General features: G+C 72.2%; 17 protein-coding genes. 7 read left to right on the forward strand and 10 right to left on the reverse strand.

Features of this window, described 5'->3' with window-relative positions; genetic code table 11:
• Nucleotides 1-99: 99 nt before the first annotated feature.
• The 5 genes from FB391_RS08270 to FB391_RS08290 form a co-directional block, all read right to left on the reverse strand.
• Nucleotides 100-1,179, reverse strand: a complete 1,080-nt coding sequence (locus FB391_RS08270; protein ID WP_141893970.1) for a sugar ABC transporter substrate-binding protein — start codon at nt 1,177-1,179, stop codon at nt 100-102.
• 296 nt (nt 1,180-1,475) lie between these two features.
• A complete protein-coding gene (locus FB391_RS08275; protein WP_185843004.1) occupies nt 1,476-2,723 on the reverse strand; it encodes a sugar ABC transporter permease in 1,248 nt (415 codons plus the stop codon).
• Nucleotides 2,720-3,682, reverse strand: coding sequence for an ATP-binding cassette domain-containing protein (locus FB391_RS08280; protein ID WP_141893971.1), 963 nt, complete (start codon nt 3,680-3,682; stop codon nt 2,720-2,722). Before FB391_RS08280 ends, FB391_RS08275 begins: the two co-directional genes overlap by 4 nt.
• A gap of 16 nt (nt 3,683-3,698) precedes the next feature.
• A complete protein-coding gene (locus FB391_RS08285) occupies nt 3,699-4,811 on the reverse strand; it encodes a sugar ABC transporter substrate-binding protein (protein ID WP_141893972.1) in 1,113 nt (370 codons plus the stop codon).
• Nucleotides 4,812-4,820: 9 nt separating this feature from the next.
• The gene (locus FB391_RS08290; protein WP_185843005.1) at nt 4,821-6,059 is read right to left on the reverse strand and encodes an ROK family transcriptional regulator; all 1,239 of its coding nucleotides are present in this window, start codon (nt 6,057-6,059) and stop codon (nt 4,821-4,823) included.
• Between the two features lie 88 nt (nt 6,060-6,147).
• Between FB391_RS08290 and FB391_RS08295 the strand changes: the two genes are divergently transcribed.
• Together FB391_RS08295 and FB391_RS08300 are read left to right on the forward strand one after the other, a co-directional pair.
• Complete coding sequence (locus FB391_RS08295) at nt 6,148-7,533, forward strand: FAD-binding oxidoreductase (protein ID WP_141893973.1); 1,386 nt, start codon at nt 6,148-6,150, stop codon at nt 7,531-7,533.
• 1 nt (nt 7,534) lies between these two features.
• Complete coding sequence (locus FB391_RS08300) at nt 7,535-8,362, forward strand: alpha/beta fold hydrolase (protein WP_141893974.1); 828 nt, start codon at nt 7,535-7,537, stop codon at nt 8,360-8,362.
• A 33-nt stretch (nt 8,363-8,395) separates the two neighbouring features.
• On the opposite strand, the gene FB391_RS08305 is transcribed toward FB391_RS08300, so the two are convergent.
• Nucleotides 8,396-9,274 carry an NYN domain-containing protein gene (locus FB391_RS08305; protein WP_141893975.1) on the reverse strand — a complete coding sequence of 293 codons (879 nt, stop codon included), beginning with the start codon at nt 9,272-9,274 and terminating at the stop codon, nt 8,396-8,398.
• Nucleotide 9,275: 1 nt separating this feature from the next.
• Nucleotides 9,276-10,268, reverse strand: a complete 993-nt coding sequence (locus tag FB391_RS08310; RefSeq protein ID WP_141893976.1) for a Gfo/Idh/MocA family protein — start codon at nt 10,266-10,268, stop codon at nt 9,276-9,278.
• A gap of 35 nt (nt 10,269-10,303) precedes the next feature.
• Here FB391_RS08310 and FB391_RS08315 point away from each other — a divergent pair, with 35 nt between their 5' ends.
• Nucleotides 10,304-11,632, forward strand: a complete 1,329-nt coding sequence (locus FB391_RS08315; RefSeq protein WP_141893977.1) for a M20/M25/M40 family metallo-hydrolase — start codon at nt 10,304-10,306, stop codon at nt 11,630-11,632.
• Here the strand turns inward: FB391_RS08315 and FB391_RS08320 are convergent.
• On the reverse strand, nt 11,605-12,993 hold the full coding sequence (locus FB391_RS08320; RefSeq protein ID WP_246093418.1) for an O-acetylhomoserine aminocarboxypropyltransferase/cysteine synthase family protein: 1,389 nt from the start codon (nt 12,991-12,993) through the stop codon (nt 11,605-11,607). The two genes, FB391_RS08315 and FB391_RS08320, sit on opposite strands and share 28 nt — an antisense overlap.
• 115 nt (nt 12,994-13,108) lie before the next feature.
• On the opposite strand from FB391_RS08320, the gene FB391_RS08325 reads away from it, so the two are divergent.
• On the forward strand, nt 13,109-13,963 hold the full coding sequence (locus tag FB391_RS08325; protein WP_141893979.1) for a sulfurtransferase: 855 nt from the start codon (nt 13,109-13,111) through the stop codon (nt 13,961-13,963).
• 22 nt (nt 13,964-13,985) lie between these two features.
• Here FB391_RS08325 and FB391_RS08330 read toward each other — a convergent pair whose 3' ends face one another.
• Nucleotides 13,986-14,927, reverse strand: coding sequence for an NADP-dependent oxidoreductase (locus FB391_RS08330; RefSeq protein ID WP_141893980.1), 942 nt, complete (start codon nt 14,925-14,927; stop codon nt 13,986-13,988).
• A 48-nt stretch (nt 14,928-14,975) separates the two neighbouring features.
• Nucleotides 14,976-18,893, reverse strand: a complete 3,918-nt coding sequence (hrpA, locus tag FB391_RS08335; protein ID WP_141893981.1) for an ATP-dependent RNA helicase HrpA — start codon at nt 18,891-18,893, stop codon at nt 14,976-14,978.
• A gap of 567 nt (nt 18,894-19,460) precedes the next feature.
• On the opposite strand from hrpA, the gene FB391_RS08340 reads away from it, so the two are divergent.
• Genes FB391_RS08340 through FB391_RS08350 form a run of 3 tightly spaced genes read left to right on the forward strand, consistent with a single transcriptional unit; the run spans nt 19,461 to nt 22,708 of the window.
• Nucleotides 19,461-19,937 carry an ArsR/SmtB family transcription factor gene (locus FB391_RS08340; RefSeq protein WP_141893982.1) on the forward strand — a complete coding sequence of 159 codons (477 nt, stop codon included), beginning with the start codon at nt 19,461-19,463 and terminating at the stop codon, nt 19,935-19,937.
• A gap of 56 nt (nt 19,938-19,993) precedes the next feature.
• Complete coding sequence (locus FB391_RS08345; RefSeq protein ID WP_141893983.1) at nt 19,994-20,830, forward strand: aldo/keto reductase; 837 nt, start codon at nt 19,994-19,996, stop codon at nt 20,828-20,830.
• Nucleotides 20,831-20,857: 27 nt separating this feature from the next.
• On the forward strand, nt 20,858-22,708 hold the full coding sequence (locus FB391_RS08350) for a thioredoxin domain-containing protein (RefSeq protein WP_141893984.1): 1,851 nt from the start codon (nt 20,858-20,860) through the stop codon (nt 22,706-22,708).
• The last annotated feature ends 6 nt before the right edge of the window (nt 22,709-22,714 follow it).

The raw sequence follows: 22,714 nt of genomic DNA on the forward strand, positions 1-22,714 counted from the left end.
TTCCTTGCGGGTCTGGCGATTGTTGCGGAGTGCTGTGGGGTTCGTGCATACGAGGGCGCCGCGCCTGTCGACGCGACGCCCTCGCCGTGCAGCGGGACCTTACTTGGTGACCCCGTACTGCTCGCAGGCCGCCTGCACCTCGGGCGTGCAGACGTCGTCGTACGCCGCGTCGCCGGCTGCGACGACGTCCTTGACCTTGTCAGGGCCGACGAGGATCGGCGTGACCTGGATGTAGGGCGTGCCGTCGTCGAGCTTGGCGGTGGCCGAGGGCTTGTCGCCCTTCAGCAGGGCCACGGCGGTGTCGACCGCGGCGGTCGCCTCGTCCTTGACCGGCTTGTAGACCGTGGCGGTCTGCCAGCCGAGCAGGATGTTCTGCAGGCCCGCGACGTTCGCGTCCTGACCCGACACGGCCACGCCGGTCAGGTTGTTGTCCTGCAGGACCTTGATGACGCCGGCCGCGTTGGTGTCGTTGGCGACCCAGACGCCGTCGACCTTGCCGCCGAGCGAGGTCAGCGCCTGCTCGAAGTTGGTCTGCGACTTGGCCTGGTCCCACACACCGGTCGGCTCGGCGGCCGGCTTGATGCCCGCGGCCTCCATGACCTGCGCGGCACCGTCGTGGAACATCGCGGCGTTGCCATCGGTCGGGTCGCCGCCCATGTACACGACGACAGCCGTCGCCGGGTCCTTGCCGGCGGCCTCGAGGCCGTCGAGAACGGTCTGACCCTCGAGCTCGCCGACCTTCACGTTGTCGAACGACACGTAGTAGTCCGCACCGGTGAAGGGGCGGTCGTAGGCGATCACGGGGATCCCTTCGCCCTTGGCCTTCTCGGCGACGGCCTCGGCAGCGCCCTGGTAATCCACGAGCAGCATCACGCCGCAGCCCTTGGTGAGCTGCTGGTCGGCGATCGTCGAGTACTTGTTGACGTCGCCCTGGGCGTTCTGGATGTCAGCCTCGAACCCGGCAGCCTCCAGACCGTCCTGGAGGTACTTCTTGTCGAAGTTCTCCCAGCGCGGCGAGGACGCCGCGTCGGGCAGGATCACGCACGCGCGACCCTGCGAGTCGGCACCGGCGTCGGTGCTGCCCCCGTTGCCGTCGTTGCCGCTGCTGGAACAGCCAGCGAGAGCCATGGCTGCCACGCCCGTGAGGGCGGCCACAGCCAGGAGTGAAGACTTCTTCATCTTGCGCCTTTCGTCATTGAAGCGAGCGGGTGACCCAGGAGCGTCCCTGCGTTCATCGCTGAAAGTGATCATCGATCATTGCGATTCTTATCGTCAAGTCTTGAACGTAACGCTTTGGCAACGCACAGGTCCGCGTGCGTGTCGGCGACGTGGACGTCTCGCAGAGACAACGCTTACCGAGCAGAATGCACGGGCTGCGGCATCCATTCGGCGAGTTCTGCGCAGTGAAGTGGGTGGGGTGATGGATGCCGGGCCCCACCGTGTTCGTCAAGTGAAGGCAGCGCCCATCGAGACGTTCAGGCGCGTCCCGTCGCCGCCCGCGTGCGGCGTGACAGGGAGTCCACGATCACCGCGAGGACGAGGACGACGCCGGTGACCATGAACTGCACCGACGAATCCAGGTTGAGGAGCGTGAGCCCCGACGAGATCGACTGGATCACGACGATGCCGACGAGAGCCGAGAACGCGGACCCGCGACCGCCGAACAGGCTCGTGCCGCCGATGACGGCCGCGGCGATCGCGTTGAGGTTGACGTCGCCCGTGCCGGAGCTCTGATTGGCCGAGGCCAGACGCGCGGCGGCCAGGATGCCTCCTGCGGCGGCGAGCGTCGAGCACAGCGCGAAGACCGACAGGTAGATGCGGTCGACGCGGATCCCGGCGCGACGCGCGGCCTCGACCGACCCGCCGACGGCGTACACCGAACGGCCCCACCGCGTGCGCGTCAGGAGGAAGTTCATCACGACCACGAGCGCGAGGAAGAACAGGAACATGACGCCGACGCCGCGATCGAGCGAGAGGTACCAGATCGCCGCGACGAGGAACACCATGAGCGCGCCGCTGCGCACCGCGATGGACGCATAGCCCTGGCTCACGAGATTGGCGGCCGCACGCCGCTGCGCGTGTCGCACGCGCGACCAGGCGTACACGCCCACCGTGGCGACGGCGAGGGTGTACGCCGCCCACGGCGGCAGGAACAGCTGCTGCGCGAACTGCACGATCCACGAGTCGAACGGGATGGCGATCGATCCCGTCTCCCCGAGGACCCACAGCTGCAGACCGAGGAATCCGAGCAGGCCCGCGAGCGTGATGACGAAGCTCGGCAGGCCGAAGCGGGTGAACAGGTAGCCGTAGAGCAGCCCGACGAGGCAGCCGATCGCCAGCGCGGCCACGAGCGACAGCACGAGGTTCCACTCCAGCTGCACGAAGGTGACTGCGAGCACGGCGGCCGCGAGCCCCGAGACCGAGCCGACCGACAGGTCGATCTCGCCGACCAGCAGCACCACCACCACGCCGAGGGCGATCGTGCCGATCGCCGCGCACTGCATCGTGAGGTTGACGAGGTTCTCGCTGGAGAGGAAGACCGGGTTGAGCGCCTGGAACACCGTCCAGATGACGATGATGCCGAGCACCACCGGCACGGCGCCGAGGTCGCCGCCCCGGACGCGGGCCACGAACGCCTCCAGCAGGCTGCGGATGCCGCTGCCGCTGAGCAGCCGTTCGTCGGCGTTGGGCTCGACGAGCCGCTCGTCGCCGCGCGCGCTCACCGGGGACCGTCCTCGCGGGGGAGACGCCGCGAGCCCGTGCGCGGCATCCGGATCACCGTTCCGCCGGTGTCGCCGTCCGCGGACGCCGGGTCGGCGGCGGCCTCCTCGGCCGGCGCGGGCTCCGGCGTCGCAGCCGGCCGTCCGCGGCCCGGCGGGGGCGCGGACGGGGGCGTCGGCGCCGGCGGCGTCCACCGCGCGCCGGTGTGGTCGACGGCCCCGGTGATCGCGGCGATGAGCGTCTCGCTCGTGACGTCGGCGACGTTGTACACGCCGTTGTTGCGACCGAGGCGCAGCACGACCACGCGATCGGCGACCGCGAGCACGTCGGCCATGTTGTGGCTGATGAGGATCACGCCGTGGCCGCGCTCGCGCAGCCTCTCGATGAGGTTCAGCACCTCGGCGGTCTGCGCGACGCCGAGGGCGGCGGTCGGCTCGTCGAGGATCACGACGCGCGGCTCGCCGATGAGCGAACGAGCGATCGCGACGGTCTGACGCTGACCGCCCGACAGCGAGGCGACGGGGACCCGGACCGAGGGGATCTTGGCCGAGAGCTCGCGCAGCAGCGTCCACGTGCGCTGCTCCATGTCGACCTCGTCGAGCGTGGCACCGTCGCGCAGCTCGCGGCCGAGCCACAGGTTGGCGACCACATCGAGGTTGTCGCACAGTGCGAGGTCCTGGAAGATCGTCTCGATGCCGAGGTCCTGGGCGTCGGCGGGCGAGTCGATCTCGACGGGCTCGCCGTCGAACTCGATCGTGCCGGCGTCGGGCGGATGCACTCCGGCGAGCACCTTGACGAGCGTGGACTTGCCGGCGCCGTTGTCGCCGACCAGGGCCACCACTTCGCCCTCGTTGACCCAGAAGTCGACGTCGGTGAGCGCCTTGACTGCGCCGAAGCGCTTGCCGATGCCGCGCATCGTCAGCACGCGTTCGCGCGATCGTCCCGCCCGCGGGTGCGTCATCGACATCCTCCGGACCCTATCCGATGCCCGCGGCTTCGCACGCATCGGCGTAGGCCGGCGTGCAGATATCGTCCACGGTCCAGAACCCGTCCGCGACGACGGTCTGCATGATGTTGTCGACGGTGACGGCCACAGGGTCGAGCAGCGTCGACGGGGTGCCCTGGATCTCCAGCGGCGCGCTCACGGTCTCGCCGTGCAGCAGCTTGACGGCGACCTCGGCCGCCAGGCGCGCCTGCGGCTTGATCGCCTTGTAGACCGTCATGTACTGGTCGCCGGTGAGCAGTCGCTGGATCGCCGACAGCTCGGCATCCTGCCCGGTCACGATCGGCCACGGGCTGACGTTCGCGACCCGCAGCGCCGCCACCGCTCCGCCCGCCGTCGCGTCGTTGGCGGCGTAGACGCCGGCGATCTGGTCGCGGTGCTGCGCGATCTGGCCCGACACCCACTCCTGCGCCTTCTCGGGGTTCCAGCCGGGGGTGTCGAACTCCGCGAGCACGGTCAGGCCGCTGTCGTCGATGATGCTGTGCGCGCCGTCCTTGAACAGCGCCGCGTTGCTGTCGGTGGGCGAGCCGTTGACCATGAGGATGCCGCTGCCCTCGCCGCGGTCGCGCACGCCGTCGACGAACGCGGTGGCCTGCAGCACGCCCACCTTCTCGTTGTCGAACGACACGTAGTAGGCCAGGTCGCCGCCGGCGATGAGCCGGTCGTACGAGATGACCGGCACACCCCGTGAGTTCGCCGACGTCACGATGCTGACCGCGGCATTGGCATCGACGGGATCGAGCACGAGCACGCCGGCGCCCGCCGTCAGCGCGGACTCCGCCTGCTGCTGCTGCTTCGCGGCGTCCTGATCGGCGTTGGCGTACAGCACCTTGTAGTCGCCGAGCTCTTCGACGCGCTCCTCGAACAGCGGCCGGTCGAAGGTCTCGTAGCGCGCGGTCTTGGCGTCGGGCAGCAGCAGGGCGATGGTCGAGTCGTCGGGCGTGCCCTTCGGCCCCGGGGTCGCCGTGCACGCCGACAGCAGGGCCGCGCCGATGAGGATCGTGGATGCCGCCGCCAGCGCGCGACGCAGCCCACGGTGCGCGGGCGCCGGGCGGCGTCGCGGCCGGGGCAGTCGCGGAACAAGCATCGGAAGAGCCTAAGCCGTGATCGGCAGGGACGCCGTACCAGTCCCGGTGTCGAGCCCGGTTCCGCTGTCGAGCCCGGCCCCGCTTTCGAGCACCGTCACGTGGTCGAGGGCGATGGCGATGGCGCCGCGGGTCTCGGCCCACTCGCCGAACGAGGCGCCGACGATCTCGGGGAGTCCCTCGGCCGACGGCAGTGCGGTGCGCTCGAGCGAGTGCCGCATCGGCGCCATGAGGATCTCGCCGGCCTGGCCGAGCTCGCCGCCGACGACGATCAGCTCAGGGTCGAACAGGTTGCACAGGCTCGCGGCAGCGATGCCGATGTGCCGGCCGGCGTCGGCGATCACGCGGCGTGCGCTCCCGTCGCCCGCCTCGGCCGCCTGCAGCAGATCGCCCAGGCGGTGCATGCCCTCGCTCGGCGGGAACAGCGACAGCAGCGCCGGACCGCCCGCGTAGGTCTCGAGGCAGCCGCGGTTGCTGCAGCGGCAGATGGGCCCGTTCTCGTCGAGCGTGACGTGCCCGATCTGCCCGGCCTTGCCGTTGACGCCGCGGAACAGATCGCCCTCGACCACCAGACCCGCGCTGATGGTGTGCCCGACGCGGATGAAGACCGTGGATGCCGCCGAACGGCCGTTCCCCTCGCGCGCCTCGGCGAGGCCGCCGAGGTTGGCCTCGCTGTCGACGTAGACGGGGCGGCCGATGCGGGCGGACAGCGACTCCGCCACGTCGACGCCCTCCCACCCGCGCAGCAGACCCGGGGTGGACACCATGCCGGTGCGTGGGTCGATGGGTGCGGGAAGCGCCAGTCCGACGGCGAGCAGGTCGGGGAGCGATCCGCCGAGCGACTCCATCATGTCGCCGAGGAGCAGCGCGAGGCGGTCGAGCTCGGAGTCGTGCCGGTGGTCGAGCGGCAGCGGCAGCGAGGACTGCGTCACAATGGTTCGAGCCGTGTCGGCGATGGCGATGTGCAGGTGCCGCGAGCTGTAGTGCACGCCGGCGACGAGCCCGAGCCTACGGGCGAGCGAGACGAGCGTCGCGCGACGGCCGCTGCTGGTGGTGAACGACGTGTGCAGCAGCCCCGAGGCGGTGAGCTCTTTGACGATGTTCGACACCGTCGCCGGCGAGAGGCCGGTGCTGCCGGCGAGCTCGATCTGCGTCAGGCGGCCGTGACGCTTCAGCGACTCGACGACGCGCGCGCGATTCGCCTCGCGCAGCGAGGTCTGCGAGCCCGGCGGAGCTTGACGGCGTGCCACGGGTCACACTGTACCGGACGGCCGTTTTCGGGGCCCGGAAGCCCGTGGGACGGTGCACGGCGCCGGGGGGCTTAGCATCGGAAATGCCATGCCCCCCATCGCCGAGGCGCTCCGCGCCGTCCTGCCGCCAGACGCCGTCACGACAGAGCGCGAGACGCTCGACCTGCTCAGCCACGACGACGCCGAGTGGGCCGACTTCGGTCTTCCGGCCGCCGCCGTCTTCGCATCCTCCCTCGACGACGTCGTCGCGACCGTCATGGTGGCCGCCGCCCACGGCGTCGCGGTCGTCCCCCGCGGCGCGGGGACCGGGCTCTCGGGCGGAGCGAATGCGGTCGAGGGGTGCATCGTGCTCTCGCTCGAGCGCATGGACCGCGTCCTCGCCGTCGACGCCGCAGAGCGCTTCGCCGTGGTCGAAGCCGGTGTGCTCAACGACGACCTGCGCCGGCACGTCGCCGCGCACGGGCTCTGGTACCCGCCGGACCCCGCGAGTCAGGCGATCTCGACCATCGGCGGCAACGTCGCCACCAACGCCGGCGGCATCTGCTGCGTCAAGTACGGCGTGACGCGCGACTACGTGCTGGGGATGACCGTCGTCCTCGCGGACGGCACGGTCGCACGACTCGGGCGGACGACGGCGAAGGGCGTGACGGGGTACGACCTCACCGGGCTGTTCGTCGGATCCGAGGGCACCCTCGGCATCATCGTCGACGTCACCGTCAAGCTGCGTCCGCTGGGCGGCCGCGAGGAGCGGGCGGTCGTCGGCTACTTCCGGACGCTCGCGGACGCCGGACGGGCCGTGTCGGCGGTGACCGCCGCGGGCATCGTGCCCTCGGCGCTGGAGCTGATCGATCGCACGTGCCTTCATGCCGTCGCCGAGTGGCAGGGCTGGGTGCTGCCCGAGGCGGCGGGGGCGCTGCTGCTGGCCAAGGTCGACGAGCCCGGAGCGCGCGGCGAAGAGCTGGCGGCCGAGGTCGAGGCCCTGTTCCGGGGTGCGGGCGGCAGCCGCGTGGAGCGCGCCGTCGATCCGGACGAGGTCGACCGGCTGTTCGCGGCGCGGCGGCTCGCGTACCCGGCGCTGGAGCGCCTGGGACCCGTGCTCACCGAGGACGTCTGCGTGCCGCGCGGCGCCGTGCCCGAGATGCTGGCGCGCATCGAGGCCACCGCGGCCGAGGCGGACGTCGTGATCGCCAACATCGCCCACGCGGGCGACGGCAACCTGCACCCGCTCATCATCGCTCCCGAGGGCGACGACGACGCGCGGGCCCGCGCGAAGGCGGCGTTCGACCGCATCGTCGACGACTGCCGCGCCCTCGGCGGCACCGTCACCGGAGAGCACGGCGTGGGCCTGCTGAAGCTCCCGGGCGCCGCTGAGGAACTGAGCCCCGTCGTGCAGCGGATGCATCATGCGATCAAGCACGCGCTCGACCCCGCCGGGATCCTCAACCCCGGCAAGGCCTTCCCGAACGGAGGATGACATGCCCCAGATCCGTGCCGACGACGGCGTCCGCCTGCACTACGCGCACGCCGGCGACCCGACAGGACGACCGGTCGTGCTGCTCGCGGGCTTCAAGGCCCCCGCCACGAGCTGGAGGTATCAGGTCCCGGCGCTCGCGGCCGCCGGCTACCGCGTGCTGACGGTCGACCTGCGAGGGCACGGCGAGGGCGAGCGCCCGGCGACCGGGGTCGACATGGCCCGTCGAGGACGCGATCTGCGGGACGTCATGGAGTTGCTCGACCTGCGTGACGCGGTGCTCATCGGCGGATCGATGGGTGCCAGCACCGTCTGGTCGTATCTGGATGCCGAGGGCGCCGGACGCGTGGCGGCCATCGTGTCGGTGGACCAGACCCCGAAGATGCTCAACACCGCCGACTGGCCGCACGGGTTCTACGGCTACACGTCCGCGAACGTCGACACCTACTTCGCCGAGGGCATCCCCGAGACCGGTCACGGCACCCCGCTGCTGCGCCGTGGCATGCGACTGATCAGGCTGCTGCGGGCGATGAAGGACGGCGAGCGCGAACTGTCGCCGGGGGAGCTCGCGCTGCTCGCCGACCACGCCACGGCGGACTGGCGGCCGGTGATCGCCGCGGCGGAGCCCGCGATCCTGTTCGTCGCGGGCTCCGACAGCGAGTTCTGGCCGAGTTCGCACGCGGCAGCGGCCGCCGCGCTGGCCGCTCGGGGCGAGTCGGCGGTGATCGCGCGCGACGGTCACGCGGCGAACATCGAACAGCCGAAGGCCTTCAACGCCGGCGTGCTGGAGTTCCTCGCCCGGACCGCCCCGGCGCGCACCGCGACGTCGTAGCGGTCGCGGGCGCGCCCGTGGGGCGCCCGGACGTCAGCGCCGCGAGGGCGCGAGCCGGATGAGGACGATGTTGCCGGACTCGTCGACCTCGGCGACGTCGGGGTGCGCCTTCACGAACTCCGAGAAGCTCTTGTGGCCGAGCCCCTTCTCGCTGAAGGACGGATCGAGCCGCTTGATGAGGCTCTTGACGGCCGACGCGTGCTGCCACTCCACGCCCTCCTTGTCGCTCTCCAGGCGGAGCGCGCGCTCGAGGAGGCTCTCGACCGGGTCGGCCGGCGCCTTCTTCGCGCGGCGTCCGCCCCGCGAGGACCCGGCGGGCGCGGCATCCTTCTTCCCCGTCGGCGGCGCCGCCACACCGGGCAGCGCGTCGTACGAGTCGAACTGGTCGCACGCGGCGGCGAGGGACTTCGCGGTGGATCCCGCCACCCCGACGCCCACGACGAAGCGGCCGAGCCGCTTGCACCGCTGGGCGAGCGGGACGTAGTCCGAGTCGCCCGCGACGATCACGACGTGCGTGAGATCGGGAAGGCGGAACATGTCCTCGACGGCATCGACGGCCAGGCGGATGTCGGCGCCGTTCTTCGCGTACGCCGCGGCGGGGAAGAGCTGCACGAGGTCGACGGCCCGGGCGACGAGCTGCGAGCGGTACTCCGCGTTCACGGGCGACGACCAGTCCGCGTACGCCCGCGTGAGTACGAGGGTGCCGAACGAGGTCGCGTAGTCGATGATCGCCCCGACGTCGATGGTCGCCGCGGCCAGGCGCTCGGCGATGGCGGGATCGGTGGGGTCCGTCGCGATCTTCTGCCGGTCGCGGGAGTACGAGTTCTTGCCGTGCACGCGGTCGTACCACGACATCACGATGTTGTCGAAGTCGAGGTAGACGGCGACGCGTGCGCCTTGCAGATCGGCCATGTCAGTCCTCCCCGGGGTAGCGGACGCCGATGAGCGAGCGGATCTCGTCGAGCGTCGCCATGATCGCGACGGTCTCGTCGATGGGCAGCTCCTCGGAATCGGTGCCACCCGCCGCGATGATGCGCTCGGCCGCGAGCGCCTGGTACTGCATTCCGCGGCCCTCGATGTCGGAGCGGTACTCCTCGAGCACGCGCCCGTCCGGCGCGACGACACGGAACGAGGTCGGGGTGTACCAGACGCGGTCGATGTCGATGCGGGCCTCGGTGCCGATGATCGAGGCCGCGTTGGGTCCGGCGGCGCGGGATGCCGACAGCGTGGTCGACAGCGCGCCCGACGCGTGCGCCATGATCGTGGCCACCTCGGTGTCGGCACCGGTCTCGCCGAGACGAGCCGAGGCGACGATGGAGAGCGGTTCGCCGAGGATGTCCCACGCGAACGACACGGGATAGACGCCGAGGTCGAGGAGGGCGCCGCCGCCGAGCTCGAGGGCATTGAGGCGATGCGAGGGGTCGCTCGTGATCAGCTGCGTGTGGTCGGCTGTGACGGCCCGCAGCTCGCCGAGCACTCCCGAGGCGACGATCTCGCGGATGCGGATCATGTGCGGCAGGTAGCGGGTCCACATCGCCTCCATCGCGAGGAGGCCGCGGGCCGCGGCCGCGTCGCGCACGGCGGCCGCTTCGTCGGCGGTGAGCGTGAACGGCTTCTCGACGAGGACGTGCTTGCCCGCCTCGAGGGCGAGCAGTGCGTTCGCGGCGTGCATGGGGTGCGGTGTCGCGACATAGACGATGTCGACGTCGGGATCCGCCACGAGGTCCTCGTACGAGCCGTGGGCGTGCGGGATGCCGAAGTCCGCGGCGAATGCCTGGGCCGCTTCGAGACGGCGCGAGCCGACCGCGACGACGTCGAGCCCGGCCGTGCGCAGGTCACTGGTGAAGGCGCGGGCGATGCCGCCGGGGCCGAGGATGCCCCAGCGGAGGGATGCCTGTGAAGTCATGAATCCGAGGCTATCGGGACGCATATGCTCGTGGGGTGAATCCCTCCGTCGACCGGTTCCGCGAGTTGCTGCGCATCCCCACGGTGTCGCACGCCGACGAGTCCGAGACCGACTGGGCCGTGTTCGACGACTTCGCCGCGGCGATGGAGCGGCTGTACCCGGCGTTGCACGAGACACTCACCCGCGAGCGCGTCGACGGGCATTCGCTGCTGTTCCACTGGGTCGGCGCCCGGTCGGACGATCCGCTCGTCCTGATGGCGCACCTCGACGTCGTCCCCGTGGTGCCCGACGACTGGGAGCACGACCCGTTCGCGGCCGAGATCGTCGGCGACGGGGAGGATGCCGTCCTCCACGCGCGCGGGGCCATCGACGACAAGGGGTCCCTCGTGGCCGTCCTCGAGGCGGTCGAGCAGCTCGTCGCCGAGGGCTTCACCCCCGCCCGCGACGTGTATCTGTCGTTCGGCCACAACGAAGAGACCGCGGGCGGCGGCGCGCAGGCGATCGTGGCGCTGCTGCGCGAGCGCGGCGTCCGTCCTGGACTGGTGCTCGACGAGGGCGGCGCGGTCGTCGACGGCGCGATCCCCGGAGTCGTCGTGCCGACCGCGATGGTCGGCGTCGCCGAGCGCGGCGTCATGACACTCCATCTCACCGCCCGCGAGGGCGGCGGGCACGCATCCACCCCGCCGTCGTACCCTGCGACCGCACGCCTCGCACGCGCCATCGACCGGCTGCACCGGCATCCCTTCCCCACGCGTCTCGCACCGCCGGTCCGTGCGATGCTCTCGACCGTCGCGCCCCACGCGCCCCAGCCGCTGCGCGCGCTCTTCCGCAGCCTGGCGGTGACCGGGCCGCTCGTGGCGGGCGTCCTGTCGCGGCTCGGTCCCGAGATGAACGCCAGCGTGCGCACCACGGCCGTGACGACGCGGCTGCGCGGCGCCCCGGGCGACAACGTGCTGGCGACCTCGGCGACGGCGACCGTCAACATCCGGCTGCTGACGGGCGACACCGTCGCCGGCGCGACGGAGCGCGTGCGGCGCGTCGTCGCCGACCCGGCGGTGGAGGTGACCCTCGCCCACGGCTCGGACCCTTCGCCCGTGTCGCCGTGGCACGGAGACGCCTGGCGGCGCATCGCGTCAGCGGTGGCGGCATCCCTCGGCGGCGACGTCGTCACGCTGCCCTACCTGCAGCTGGGCGCGAGCGACAGCCGATGGTTCACCGCGATCTCGGATCACGTGTACCGCTTCACGCCGTTCCACCTGACGCGTGCCGAGCGCGACGCGCTGCACGCGCACGACGAGCGCATCCGCGTCGAGGTGTGGCTGCGGGGGATCGGGTTCTACCGCGAGCTGCTCTCGGCCAGCTGACGCTCCGCGCCCGCCGTCTCGGCGGGAGCGGAGGCGACGACGCCGTCGAGCGCGCGGCGGAGGTCGTCCACGATGTCGCGCGCGTCCTCCAGCCCGATCGACAGCCGGATCGTCGTCGGTGAGATGTGCGCCTCGGCCAGCTGTGCGGGCGACATGTGGCTGTGCGTCATCGACGCGGGGTGCGCCACGAGGCTGCGCGCGTCGCCGATGTTGGCGACGAGGCGGATGACCTGCAGTCGTGAGATGAGGTCCTCGACGAGACGGAAGTCGGCATCGGCGTCGCCGGTCGCGTGCAGGTCGAACGCGAACACCGAGCTGGCGCCGCGCGGCAGGTAGGTCTGAGCGTTCGCGTGCCACGGGCTCGATGCCAGCCCCGGGTGGTGCACGCGGGCCACGGCGGGGTGCGTCTGGAGGAACTCCGCCACCGCGAGGGCGCTCGCCGTGTGCCGCTCCATGCGCAGGTCGAGGGTCTCCAGGCCCTGCAGCAGCTGGAACGCGTTGAACGCCGACAGCGACGGCCCGAGGTCGTGCACGTACTTCGTCTTCACCAGCGCGATGTACGGCGACGCGGTGGCGCCGAAGCGCTCGACGAGGCTGCCGTCGGGCACGCGCGGGTAGGTGTGCGTGAGCTGCGGCCAGCGCTCGGGCTCCGCCGTGAAGTCGAAGGTGCCGAGGTCCACGACGACCCCGCCGAGCGACGTGCCGTGCCCGCCGATGAACTTGGTCGCGGAGTGCACGACGATGTCGGCGCCGAAGTCCTTCGCGCGCTGGAGGTAGGGCGTGGCGACGGTGTTGTCGATGACGAGCGGCACGCCCGCGCGCCGCGCGACGGCGGCGACCGCGCCCAGATCGAGCACCTGGGCGATCGGGTTCGAGATCGACTCGGCGAACAGGGCCCGCGTGGTGGGGCGCACGGCGGCCTGCCACGCGGCGAGGTCGTCCTGGTCGACGAAGCTCGCCTCGATGCCCCAGTCGGCGAACGTGTCCTGCAGGAGGTCGACGGTGCCGCCGTAGAGCTGGCGCGCCGCGACGATGTGCTCGCCCTGCTTGGCGAGGGCGAGGAGCGCGACGGCGACGGCGGCCTGACCGGATGCGACACCCGCCGCGCCGATGCCGCCTTCGAGCTCCGCGACGCGGCGCTCGAAGACGAGCACGGTGGGGTTGGCCGCGCGACTGTAGATGTTGCCGTCCTTGCGGAGGGCGAACAGGTCGCGCGCCTCGCTCAGCGACGCGAACTCGAAGCCGTTGGACTGGTGGATCGAGGGCACGGCGGTGTTCTCGGCCAGGCCCGAGACGAACCCGGCCTGCACCTGCGCCGTCGCGAACGAGCGAGGGACGGCGGGACGAGTGGCTTCAGGCATGGCACCCATTGTCGGGCCGGGCCGCCCGCGAGACCCCTTCGTGTGTCGTACTGTTGCGACCCGCGCCCCGGGCGCCCGCGCGGAGGAGTAGTCGCGCGCGGGACACAATGGACTTGTGGCGCAGCTCATCACCCCCGCAGAACTCGACCTCCTCCTCGCCGCCGGCGCGCCCGTCCGCGTGCTCGACGTGCGCTACCGGCTCGACAAGCCGGACGGTCGCGACGATCACGCCGCCGGCCACGTGCCGGGCGCGGTGTACGTCGATCTGGAGTCGGAGCTCTCGCGTCACGGTGCGCCTCAGGAGGGACGGCATCCGCTCCCCGCGCTCACTGATCTGCAGGCGGCCGTGCGGCGCTGGGGGCTGCGGAGCGGCGACACCGTCGTCGTGTACGACGATGCGCGCGCCCTCGGCGCGTCGCGTGCGTGGTGGGTGCTGACGCGGTCGGGTATCGCCGATGTGCGGCTGCTCGACGGCGGCCTGCGAGGCTGGATCGACGCCGGGTTCGCGCTGGAATCCGGCGCCGTCGAGCCCGAACCGGGGGACGCCGCCGTACACGCCATCGCAGAGCCGGTCCTGTCCATCGACGACGCCGCCGGCTTCCCCGACGCCGGCGTGCTCGTCGACGTGCGAGCGGCCGAGCGCTACCGCGGAGAGGTCGAGCCGATCGATCCGGTCGCCGGTCACATCCCCGGCGCCGTGAATCTGCCGACGACCGCGTACATGGACGGCGAGCGGTTCGTGGATGCCGCCGCCCTGGCCGAGCTCTTCGCCTCGGTGGGAGTCGTGCCCGGGGTGGCGGCGGCTGCCTATTGCGGTTCGGGCGTCACCGCGGCGCAGGCGGTGTTCGCCGCCGAGCTGGCCGGACGGGAGCTGGCGCTGTACCCGGGCTCGTGGAGCCAGTGGTCGAACACCCCGGGACGCCCGGTCGCGACCGGAGCCGCTCCGGCCGACGTCACCGGCACGATCTGAGCGGCCGCGGCGGGATGCCGGCTCAGGGCACCAGCGTGATCTTGCCGTGCGCACCGGCGGCGACGGCACGGTGCGCCTCTGCCGCGTCGGCGAGGGCGAATTCGGGTCCGAGCTCGACCGAGAAGGCGCCCGCCGCGAGCAGCGCGAGGGCCACCGGCACGGCCTCCGCGCGCCAGGCCTGCTGCTGAGGGGTGAGCGGTTCGGGGGAGCCGCCCGAGAAGGCCCGGATGCCGAGGCCGCCGGCATCCGCCCCCCGCACCAGGGTCGCGATGCGACGAGGGTCGGGCACCAGCTCGAGCGACGTCTGCAGCGCCTCGTCGGTCCCGGCGGCGTCGATCGCGACCGTGACGCCCTGCGGCGCCGCCTCCCGCACGCGGCCGGCGAGGCCGTCCCCGTACGCGACCGGGATCGCGCCGAGCGCGCGCAGCCGCTCGAACCGCGCGGGCGACGCCGTCGCGATGACGGTCGCGCCCCACAGCACGGCGAACTGGATGACGGCCTGCCCGACCGCCCCCGAACCCGCGTGCACGAGCAGCGTGTCGCCGGGGCCGACGGCCAGCGAGCGCAGCGTCTGGTACGCGGTGCCCACCGGGATCCCCAGCGCGGCGCCCTCGGCCGCGCTCACGTTCGCCGGACGCGGGTAGACATTGCCCGCGGGCACGACGACCGCGTCGGCGTAGGCGCCGTGCGCGCCGCCGAACACGACCGTCTCGCCCACGCGGAGGCCGTCGACGCCGTCCCCGACCGCGGTGACGACGCCCGCACCGTCGTTGCCGACGCGACGCGGCTCGACGATCGCGGCCGACGCGCGCAGGCCGGCGCGCAGCTTCGCGTCGATCGGGTTGACGCCCGCCGCCTCGACCCGGATCGCGACCTCTCCGGGTCCGGCGTCGACCGGCGGGGCCTCGATCTCGTGCAGGACCTCGGGGCCCCCGAACTCGGTGTACGCGATGGCTCTGGTCATGTCGTGTGAAATCCTCCCGGGCGGCCCGTCATTCCCGCGCGCCGTCGATCACTCGCGCAGCGCCTTGCCGATGCGCTGCAGCGACACGGGCTCGGCGGTGCCGAGCGCCTGCGCGAACAGGCTCACCCGATACTCCTCGAGCAGCCACCGCGTGTGCACGATCCCCGTCGGCGCGTCGGCGGGGACGGGGATCGTCCCGCCCGCCTCGGCATACAGCGCTGCGCCGCGTTCGAACTCGGTCATGCGCTGGCGGTCGCGTCCGGGGTTGTCGGGCAGGGTCTTCACGCGCTCGAGCGCACCGCGCAGATACCGTGGCAGGTGCGCCAGGCGCGCGGTGCCGGTGCGGGACACGAACCCCGGATGCACGAGACCGCCCAGCTGCGCCTTGACGTCGTTCAGCGCGCCCAGCAGCGTCAGCGAGTTCGCGTCGCGCATGGCGCGTTCCACGTTCCGCGCCGCGGTCAGGATGCGAGCGGTCAGCGACACGGTCTGGAACAGCTCGTCGACGATCACCGCCGACAGCGCGTCGCGGACCGCCTCGAACCCCACCCGGGTGCGGACGACCGCGTCGGGCGCGACGCGCGCGATCACGGCATCCGCCACCGCGACGCGGCAGTCCTCGACAAGCGCCTTCGCGGACGGATACGGGGATGCCGCCAGCGCGAGCTTCTCGGGCGACGTCAGGTGGTCGAGCACGTAGGCGACGGGCGACGGCACCGCCAGCAGCACCAGCCGGCGCACGCCGGCACGCGTGGCGCGCGTCGCGGCCTCGGGCGTCGCCTCGATGCGCAGCGCGATCGACGAGCCCTCGTCGACGAGCGCGGGGTAGCCGCGCACCACGCCGCCGGCGACCTTCGTGTCGACGACCTCGGGGAGGTCGTCGAACGTCCACTCGGTGAGACCGGTGCGCTCGGCGAACGCGGGGCCGGCGGGGCCAGTGGGTCCCGCGGGTGCGGAGTGAGCCGGTCCCGCCGTACGGCCCGCCGGCCGCGGGGGAGTGTTCAGGGATCGCGACACCGAGGCGCGGGCGCGGTCGGAGAGCCGCGCCTGCAGCGTCGCGAGGTCGCGGTCCGACCCCACCGTGCGGCCGCGCTCGTCGACGGCCCGGAACGACACCAGAAGGTGGCCGGGCACGCGATCGAGCTCGAAGTCCGCCGCCGCGACAGGCTGGTTCGCCACGCGCTGGATGCGGGCGGCGAGGGCGTCGCGCAGGCCCGTCGGCGGCAGCCCGTCGTGCGCCTCCGGACCGAGGCCGGCCAGATCTGCGGCGAACGTCGCCGCCCAGTCGGCTGCCGGCACCACGTGGCGGCGGATCGACTTGGGCAGCGACCGCAGCAGAGCCGTGATGAGCTCGTCGCGCATGCCCGGCACCTGCCAGTCGAAGCCGTCCGGACGCAGCTGCGCGAGCAGAGCGAGGGGGACGACCGCGGTCACGCCGTCGTCGGGGGCACCCGGCTCGAACCGGTAGGCGAGCGAGAGCACCTGGTCGCCCTGGCGCCAGCGGGCGGGAAAGTCCCGCTCGTCGCCGCGCGACGCCGCGTCGACCAGGTCGGCCTCCGTCATGTCGAGCAGGCGCGGAGTGCGGGTGGCGGCATCCTTCCACCACGCCTCGAAGGAGCGGGCGTCGAAGACGTCCTGCGGAAGCCGCGCATCGTAGAACCGGAACACCGCCTCATCGCCGACGAGGATGTCGCGGCGGCGCTCGCGCTCCTCGATCTTCTCCAGGCGGCGGCGCAGATCGAGGTTGCGGCGCTCGAACGCGGTGAGACGCTTGTCGAGGTGCGAGGTGTCCCACTCGCCCTCGACGAGCGCGTGGCGCACGAACAGCTCGCGGGCGAACGGCCGGTCGAACCGGGCGAGCTGCACCCGCCGCTTCGGGATGATCTCGACGCCGAACAGCGTCACCTTCTCGTACGCGGATGCCGCACCCGACGCCTTCGACCAGTGCGGTTCGCTCAGCGAGCGCTTGGCGAGATCGCCCGCCAGCGGTTCGGCCCATTCGGGGTCGATCGCCGCGACGGTGCGCGCGAACAGCCTGCTCGTCTCGACGACCTCCGCGGCCATGACCGCCTGCGGGCGCTGCTTACGAAGCCCCGAGCCGGGGAAGATGGCGAACCGCGTGCCGCGCGAACCCAGGTACTCGGCAGGAGGCGTGCGACGCTTGGCGTCGCCACCGGACGGGCCACGGCCGGCGGTGCGGGCCGTCGAGCGATCGTCCAGCACGCCGAGCTGCGACAGCAGGCCCGACAGGATCGCCTTGTGCACGACATCGGGATCCGCTGCGCCGCTGTCGTCGCTGCCTCGCCGGGGCACCCCGACGAGGGCGCTGAGCTGCCGGTGCACGTCCGCCCACTCGCGCACACGCACGTAGTTGAGGTGCTCGGAGCGGCAGAGTCTGCGGAACGCGCTCGAGCCGAGTTCGGCCTGCTTCTCCTGCAGGTGGTTCCACAGGTTCAGGAGGCTCAGGAAGTCGCTCGTCGGGTCGGTGAACCGCGCGTGCAGCCGGTCGGCCTCCTCCCGGCGCTCTTCGGGGCGCTCGCGCACGTCCTGGATGGACAGGCCGGCGACGATCGCGAGGACGTCGCGGAGCACTCCGGTGCGCCGCGCCTGGATCAGCATGCGCGCGAACCGCGGATCGATCGGCAGTCGCGAGATCTCGCGGCCCAGATCCGTGAGCGCGTGGTGGTCGCGACCGGAGCGCACCGCGCCGAGTTCCACCAGCAGGTCGAACGCCGCCTTCACGCCGCGCGAGTCGGGCGGCGTCAGGAACGGGAACGACGAGATGTCGCCGAACCCCAGCGACAGCATCTGCAGGATGACCGACGCCAGGCTCGTGCGGAGGATCTCGGGCTCGGTGAACTCGGGCCGGGCGGTGAAGTCGTCTTCCGCGTACAGGCGGATGGCCACACCCGGGCTGGTGCGGCCGGCGCGACCCGACCGCTGCTGGGCCGACGCCTGCGACACCGGCTCGATCGGCAGCCGCTGCACCTTGCTGCGGTTGCTGTAGCGCGAGATCCGCGCCGTGCCGGTGTCGACGACGTAGCGGATGCCGGGCACCGTGAGGCTCGTCTCGGCGACGTTGGTCGCCAGGATGACGCGGCGGCGCACGCCCGCGACCTGCGACGGTTCGAACACGCGGTGCTGCTCGGCCGCGGACAGCCGGCCGTACAGCGGCAGCACCTCGGTCGGCGCGGCGTCGCGGGCGTACAGGCCGCGGACCGCGTCTGCCGCGTCGCGGATCTCGGCCTCGCCGGGGAGGAACACCAGGACGTCGCCGGAGGGCTCGCGGTCGAGCTCGCGCAGCGCCGACGTGATGCCGTCGACGTCGTCCGAGTCGTCCTCACCCTTCGCCGGCTTCTGCGGCGCGCGGTAGCGGATCTCGACGGGAAACGTGCGGCCGGAGACCTCGATGATGGGCGCCGGCGTGCCGTCGGGCTCGGCGAAGTGCTTCGCGAAGCTCTCGGGGTCGATGGTGGCGCTCGTGATGATGACCTTGAGGTCGGGCCGCTTCGTGAGGATGCGGCGCAGATAGCCGAGCAGGAAGTCGACGTTGAGCGAGCGCTCGTGCGCCTCGTCGACGATGATCGTGTCGTAGCGGCGCAGCAGCCGGTCGCGGTGAATCTCGTTGAGCAGGATGCCGTCCGTCATGAGCGCGATGCTCGTGTCGGCGGACACCTTGTCGGTGAAGCGGACCTTGTAGCCGACGGTCGTGCCGAGCGGCACCCGCAGCTCCTCCGCCACGCGCTCGGCGATCGTGCGGGCGGCGAGGCGGCGCGGCTGCGTGTGGGCGATGCGCGTGCGGCCCAGTTCGAGCGCGATCTTCGGCAGCTGCGTCGTCTTGCCTGAGCCGGTCGCACCCGCGATGATGACGACCTGGTGGTCGCGGATCGCCCGCGCGATCTCGTCGCGCGCCGCACTGACAGGAAGCTCCGGCGGATATGAGATGACGGGTGCGGGCGCAGACATAGCCTTCGATCGTATCGCGTCGTCGGCCACTCTTCCCCAGTGGGGTGGGACGGCAGTATGCATCGTCCGGCTCGGCCGGCGTGTCTTCGTCGCGGCGCAGCGGGTACCTCTGAAAAACGCATTGAACTTCTGGGTGGCACGACGCGCGGTGGTGGGCCAGTGTGAGTGAACTTTCGGTTCGCATCAGGTGGTCTGATCGCGGGTCAGTGAACTTCCCGCTCACACGCGCGCCATGGGTGGGCGGTCAATGAACCTTCGGTTCACACGGCGACAAGGCGGGGCCGGCAGCGCGCCGAGCGGCGGTGGCAGGTAGCTGTGTGAACCGGAAGTTCATCGACGCGCGTGGAAGCACGGGGCGGGCCACCAACGGACGAAGAGTTCGAATCCGTCGACGATCTGCACCGCGGCCGGAGCACGTGTGAGCAGGAGGTTCATCGGTCTTTTCAGACATACGCCCTGGCCGAAACGCGACGGCGGTCTCCTCCCCAGCAGCGCGCCCGGGCCGGGCTGTCCACAACGGGCAGCTGCGCCGCCGCGGGCGCGGCGATGCATCGATAGCGTCGGCGCATGCATCCGTTCGAAGCGCTCGCCGATCCCGTGCGGAGGCGGCTCGTCGAGGTGCTTGCGAGCGGTGAGCACACGTCGGGACAGTTGGCGGACGCGGTCGGCCGCGAGTTCCGGATCAGCCGGACGGCGGTGTCCAAGCACCTGCGGCTCCTGCGGGATGCCCGCCTCGTCGACGTCCGTGCCGAGGAGAAGTGGCGGTGGTACCGACTCGATCGCAGCGGGCTCGAGTCGCTCGAAGACACCGTGGCCGATCTTCGCGCCAAATACGAGACGGCGATCGGCTGGGATGCCGAGGAGAATTGCCTGAGGGACTCGCTCGCCGCATGGGCACGAGGGCCCGCGGTGCCGTTCAAAGGTCCCGGGCGACCGTCGCGTCGCGGGCATCGCGGCAGACGTTCGGTGTTCCCTGAGATCCCCTCGCCCGATGACGCGCCGCCTTGGCAGCATCCGCTCGGGATCTCGCGTGACGCTCCCTGACTGCGGCGTCAGCCGACGCCGCCCGGCCCCGCCGAGGGGCGCCTAGGCTGGAGACCATGACAGTCCCCAGCGTGACCCTGAACGACGGCAACCAGATCCCGCAGCTCGGCTACGGCGTGTTCCGGGTGCCGCCGGCCGACACGGAGCGCGCCGTGAGCGAGGCGCTCGAGGTCGGTTACCGCCACATCGACACGGCGGCCATCTACGGCAACGAAGAGGGCGTCGGGGCGGCCATCGCCGCCAGCGGCATCGCGCGCGACGAGCTGTTCATCACGACCAAGCTCTGGAACGACCGCCAGGCCGGCGACGAGCCGAACGCCGCGCTCGCCGAGAGCCTCGACAAGCTCCGCCTCGACCGGGTCGACCTGTACCTCGTGCACTGGCCGGCGCCGGCGCACGACAACTACGTCCACGCGTGGGAGAAGCTGGTCGAACTGCGCGGCCAGGGCCTCGCCCGCAGCATCGGCGTCTCGAACCACCTCGTGCCGCACCTCGAGCGCATCGTCGCGGCCACCGGAGTGGTGCCGGCCGTGAACCAGATCGAGCTGCACCCCGCGTACCAGCAGCGCGACATCACCGACTGGGCCGCCGCGCACGACGTCCGCATCGAGTCGTGGGGTCCCCTCGGCCAGGGCAAGTACGACCTCTTCGCCGCGGAGCCCGTCGTCGCCGCCGCCGCCGCCCACGGCAAGACGCCCGCGCAGGCCGTGCTGCGCTGGCACCTGCAGAAGGGCTTCATCGTCTTCCCCAAGTCGGTGCGCCGTGAGCGTCTGGAAGAGAACCTGGACGTGTTCGACTTCGACCTGACCACCGACGAGATCGCGGCGATCGACGCCATGGACGCGGGCGACGGCTCGGGCCGCGTGAGCTCGCATCCCGACGAGGTCAACTGATCCTCGCCGTGTGATGGAGCGGATGCCGTGAACCCTCGCCTCGCGCACGCCACGAGCCCGTACCTGAGAGCCCATGCGGGCAATCCGGTCGCGTGGTACCCGTGGGGTGAGGAGGCATTCGCCGAGGCGCGGCGTCGCGACGTGCCCGTCCTCGTGTCGATCGGCTACTCGACGTGCCACTGGTGCCACGTGATGGCGCGGGAGTCGTTCGAGGATGCCGCCACCGCCGCCGACCTCGATGCGGGGTTCGTGGCAGTGAAGGTCGATCGCGAAGAGCATCCCGAGGTCGACGCCGCCTACATGGCCGCCGCATCCGCCTTCACTGCGAACCTCGGCTGGCCGCTCACCGTCTTCGCGACCCCCGAGGGACGCCCGTTCTACGCAGGCACCTACTTCCCGCCCGTGCCGCGAGCGGGCATCCCCGCGTTCCGGCAGGTGCTGGCCGCCGTGGACGAGGCGTGGCGCGAGCGCCGCGACGAGATCGACCAGACGGCCGACGCGATCGCCGGCGCCCTCGCCGAGGCGCGAACCGCCGCCGGCGACCGGCCGAGGCGGACGCCGGAGGCCGCCGAGCTGCAGAGCGCCGCCCGTGCCCTCGCCGCGCGCGAGGATCCACGGTACGGCGGATTCGGCGATCCCCAGGCCGCGGCGCCCAAGTTCCCGATCGCGACCGCGCTGCGGTTCCTGCAGACCCGGGTCGTCAGGGACGGTGCGGCCGAGGCATCCGCCGTCGCCGATCGCGCCCTGACCGCGATGGCGGACTCGCCGCTGCGCGACGCCGTCGAAGGCGGGTTCTTCCGGTACGCCACGCGCCCGGACTGGAGCGTCCCGCACTACGAGCGCATGCTCACCGACAACGCGCAGCTGCTCGACGTCGCGCTCGACGCGACACCGCCGCGGCCGGCTGTCGTCCGCGGCATCGCAGGGTTCCTGATCGACGTGCTGCAGCAGCCCGGCGGCGGGTTCGGCGCGGCGCAGGACTCCGAGTCCTGGATCGACGGCGCCCGCAGCGAAGGCGGCTACTACGCGACGGATGCCGCCGGCCGTGCCGGTCTGGAACCCCCGGCTGTCGACGGCAAGGTCGTCACGGGCTGGAACGGCCTGGCCATCGCCTCCCTCGCCCGCGCAGGCGCCACGTTCGGCGAGCCCGCCTGGATCGAGGCGGCACGGTGGGCCGCCGATGCGGTGCTCGAGGCCAACGTCGCCGCGGACGGGCGGCTCGTGCGCGCGTCGCTCGACGAGGTGGCGTCGCGCTCGCCCGGCACGCTCGCCGACTACGGCCAGGTCGCGGGCGGACTCGCGGCGCTCGCCGTCGCCACCGGAGAAGTCGCGTACGCCGTGCGGGCGCGCGAGCTCGTCGACGCCTGCTTCGACGGCGGCGTCGAGCCGGCGCCGCCCGGCGGCGGCGACCCCGTGCTCGCGCAGCAGGGGATCGGCGCCCCGGACGCTGCGTCGGACGGTGACGAGCCGTCCGGCCCCGCGGCGCTCGCCGGCGCGTCCGCGCTCCTGTGGCTGCTGGGCGCCGACGGAGCATACCGAGAGCGTGCGGAGGGCCTCGTCGCCGAACACGCGCCCGCGGCGCTGGCGCAGCCGCTCGCGTACGGCGCGCTGCTGCGGGTCGCAGCGACGCTCGCTGTCGCGCCCCGCCACCTCGTGGTCGTGACACCCGATCCCGGTGCCGAGCTCGCGGCCGTGGCGCGCGGCATCCCGGCCGACCTCGTGGCCGTCGTGACGCCGGAGCAGGCGGACGCCTGGGCCGCCGCGGGATTCGGGCTGTTCGCCGACAAGAGTGTCCGCGACGGACTGCCGACCGCGTACGACTGCCGGGACTTCGTGTGTCGGCTGCCGGTCACCGACCCCGCAGCGCTCGTGCCCTGAGCCGGC

The organism is Microbacterium kyungheense (genome assembly GCF_006783905.1).
GTDB lineage: Bacteria > Actinomycetota > Actinomycetes > Actinomycetales > Microbacteriaceae > Microbacterium > Microbacterium kyungheense.

What these genes read in the sequence shown, in the direction of transcription:
- FB391_RS08270 (WP_141893970.1), bottom strand. Translation starts at nt 1,179, where the DNA reads ATGAAGAAGTCTTCACTCCTGGCTGTGGCCGCCCTCACGGGCGTGGCA.
- FB391_RS08280 (WP_141893971.1), bottom strand. Translation starts at nt 3,682, where the DNA reads ATGACGCACCCGCGGGCGGGACGATCGCGCGAACGCGTGCTGACGATG.
- FB391_RS08285 (WP_141893972.1), bottom strand. Translation starts at nt 4,811, where the DNA reads ATGCTTGTTCCGCGACTGCCCCGGCCGCGACGCCGCCCGGCGCCCGCG.
- FB391_RS08295 (WP_141893973.1), top strand. Translation starts at nt 6,148, where the DNA reads ATGCCCCCCATCGCCGAGGCGCTCCGCGCCGTCCTGCCGCCAGACGCC.
- FB391_RS08300 (WP_141893974.1), top strand. Translation starts at nt 7,535, where the DNA reads ATGCCCCAGATCCGTGCCGACGACGGCGTCCGCCTGCACTACGCGCAC.
- FB391_RS08305 (WP_141893975.1), bottom strand. Translation starts at nt 9,274, where the DNA reads ATGGCCGATCTGCAAGGCGCACGCGTCGCCGTCTACCTCGACTTCGAC.
- FB391_RS08310 (WP_141893976.1), bottom strand. Translation starts at nt 10,268, where the DNA reads ATGACTTCACAGGCATCCCTCCGCTGGGGCATCCTCGGCCCCGGCGGC.
- FB391_RS08320 (WP_246093418.1), bottom strand. Translation starts at nt 12,993, where the DNA reads ATGCCTGAAGCCACTCGTCCCGCCGTCCCTCGCTCGTTCGCGACGGCG.
- FB391_RS08330 (WP_141893980.1), bottom strand. Translation starts at nt 14,927, where the DNA reads ATGACCAGAGCCATCGCGTACACCGAGTTCGGGGGCCCCGAGGTCCTG.
- hrpA (WP_141893981.1), bottom strand. Translation starts at nt 18,893, where the DNA reads ATGTCTGCGCCCGCACCCGTCATCTCATATCCGCCGGAGCTTCCTGTC.
- FB391_RS08340 (WP_141893982.1), top strand. Translation starts at nt 19,461, where the DNA reads ATGCATCCGTTCGAAGCGCTCGCCGATCCCGTGCGGAGGCGGCTCGTC.
- FB391_RS08345 (WP_141893983.1), top strand. Translation starts at nt 19,994, where the DNA reads ATGACAGTCCCCAGCGTGACCCTGAACGACGGCAACCAGATCCCGCAG.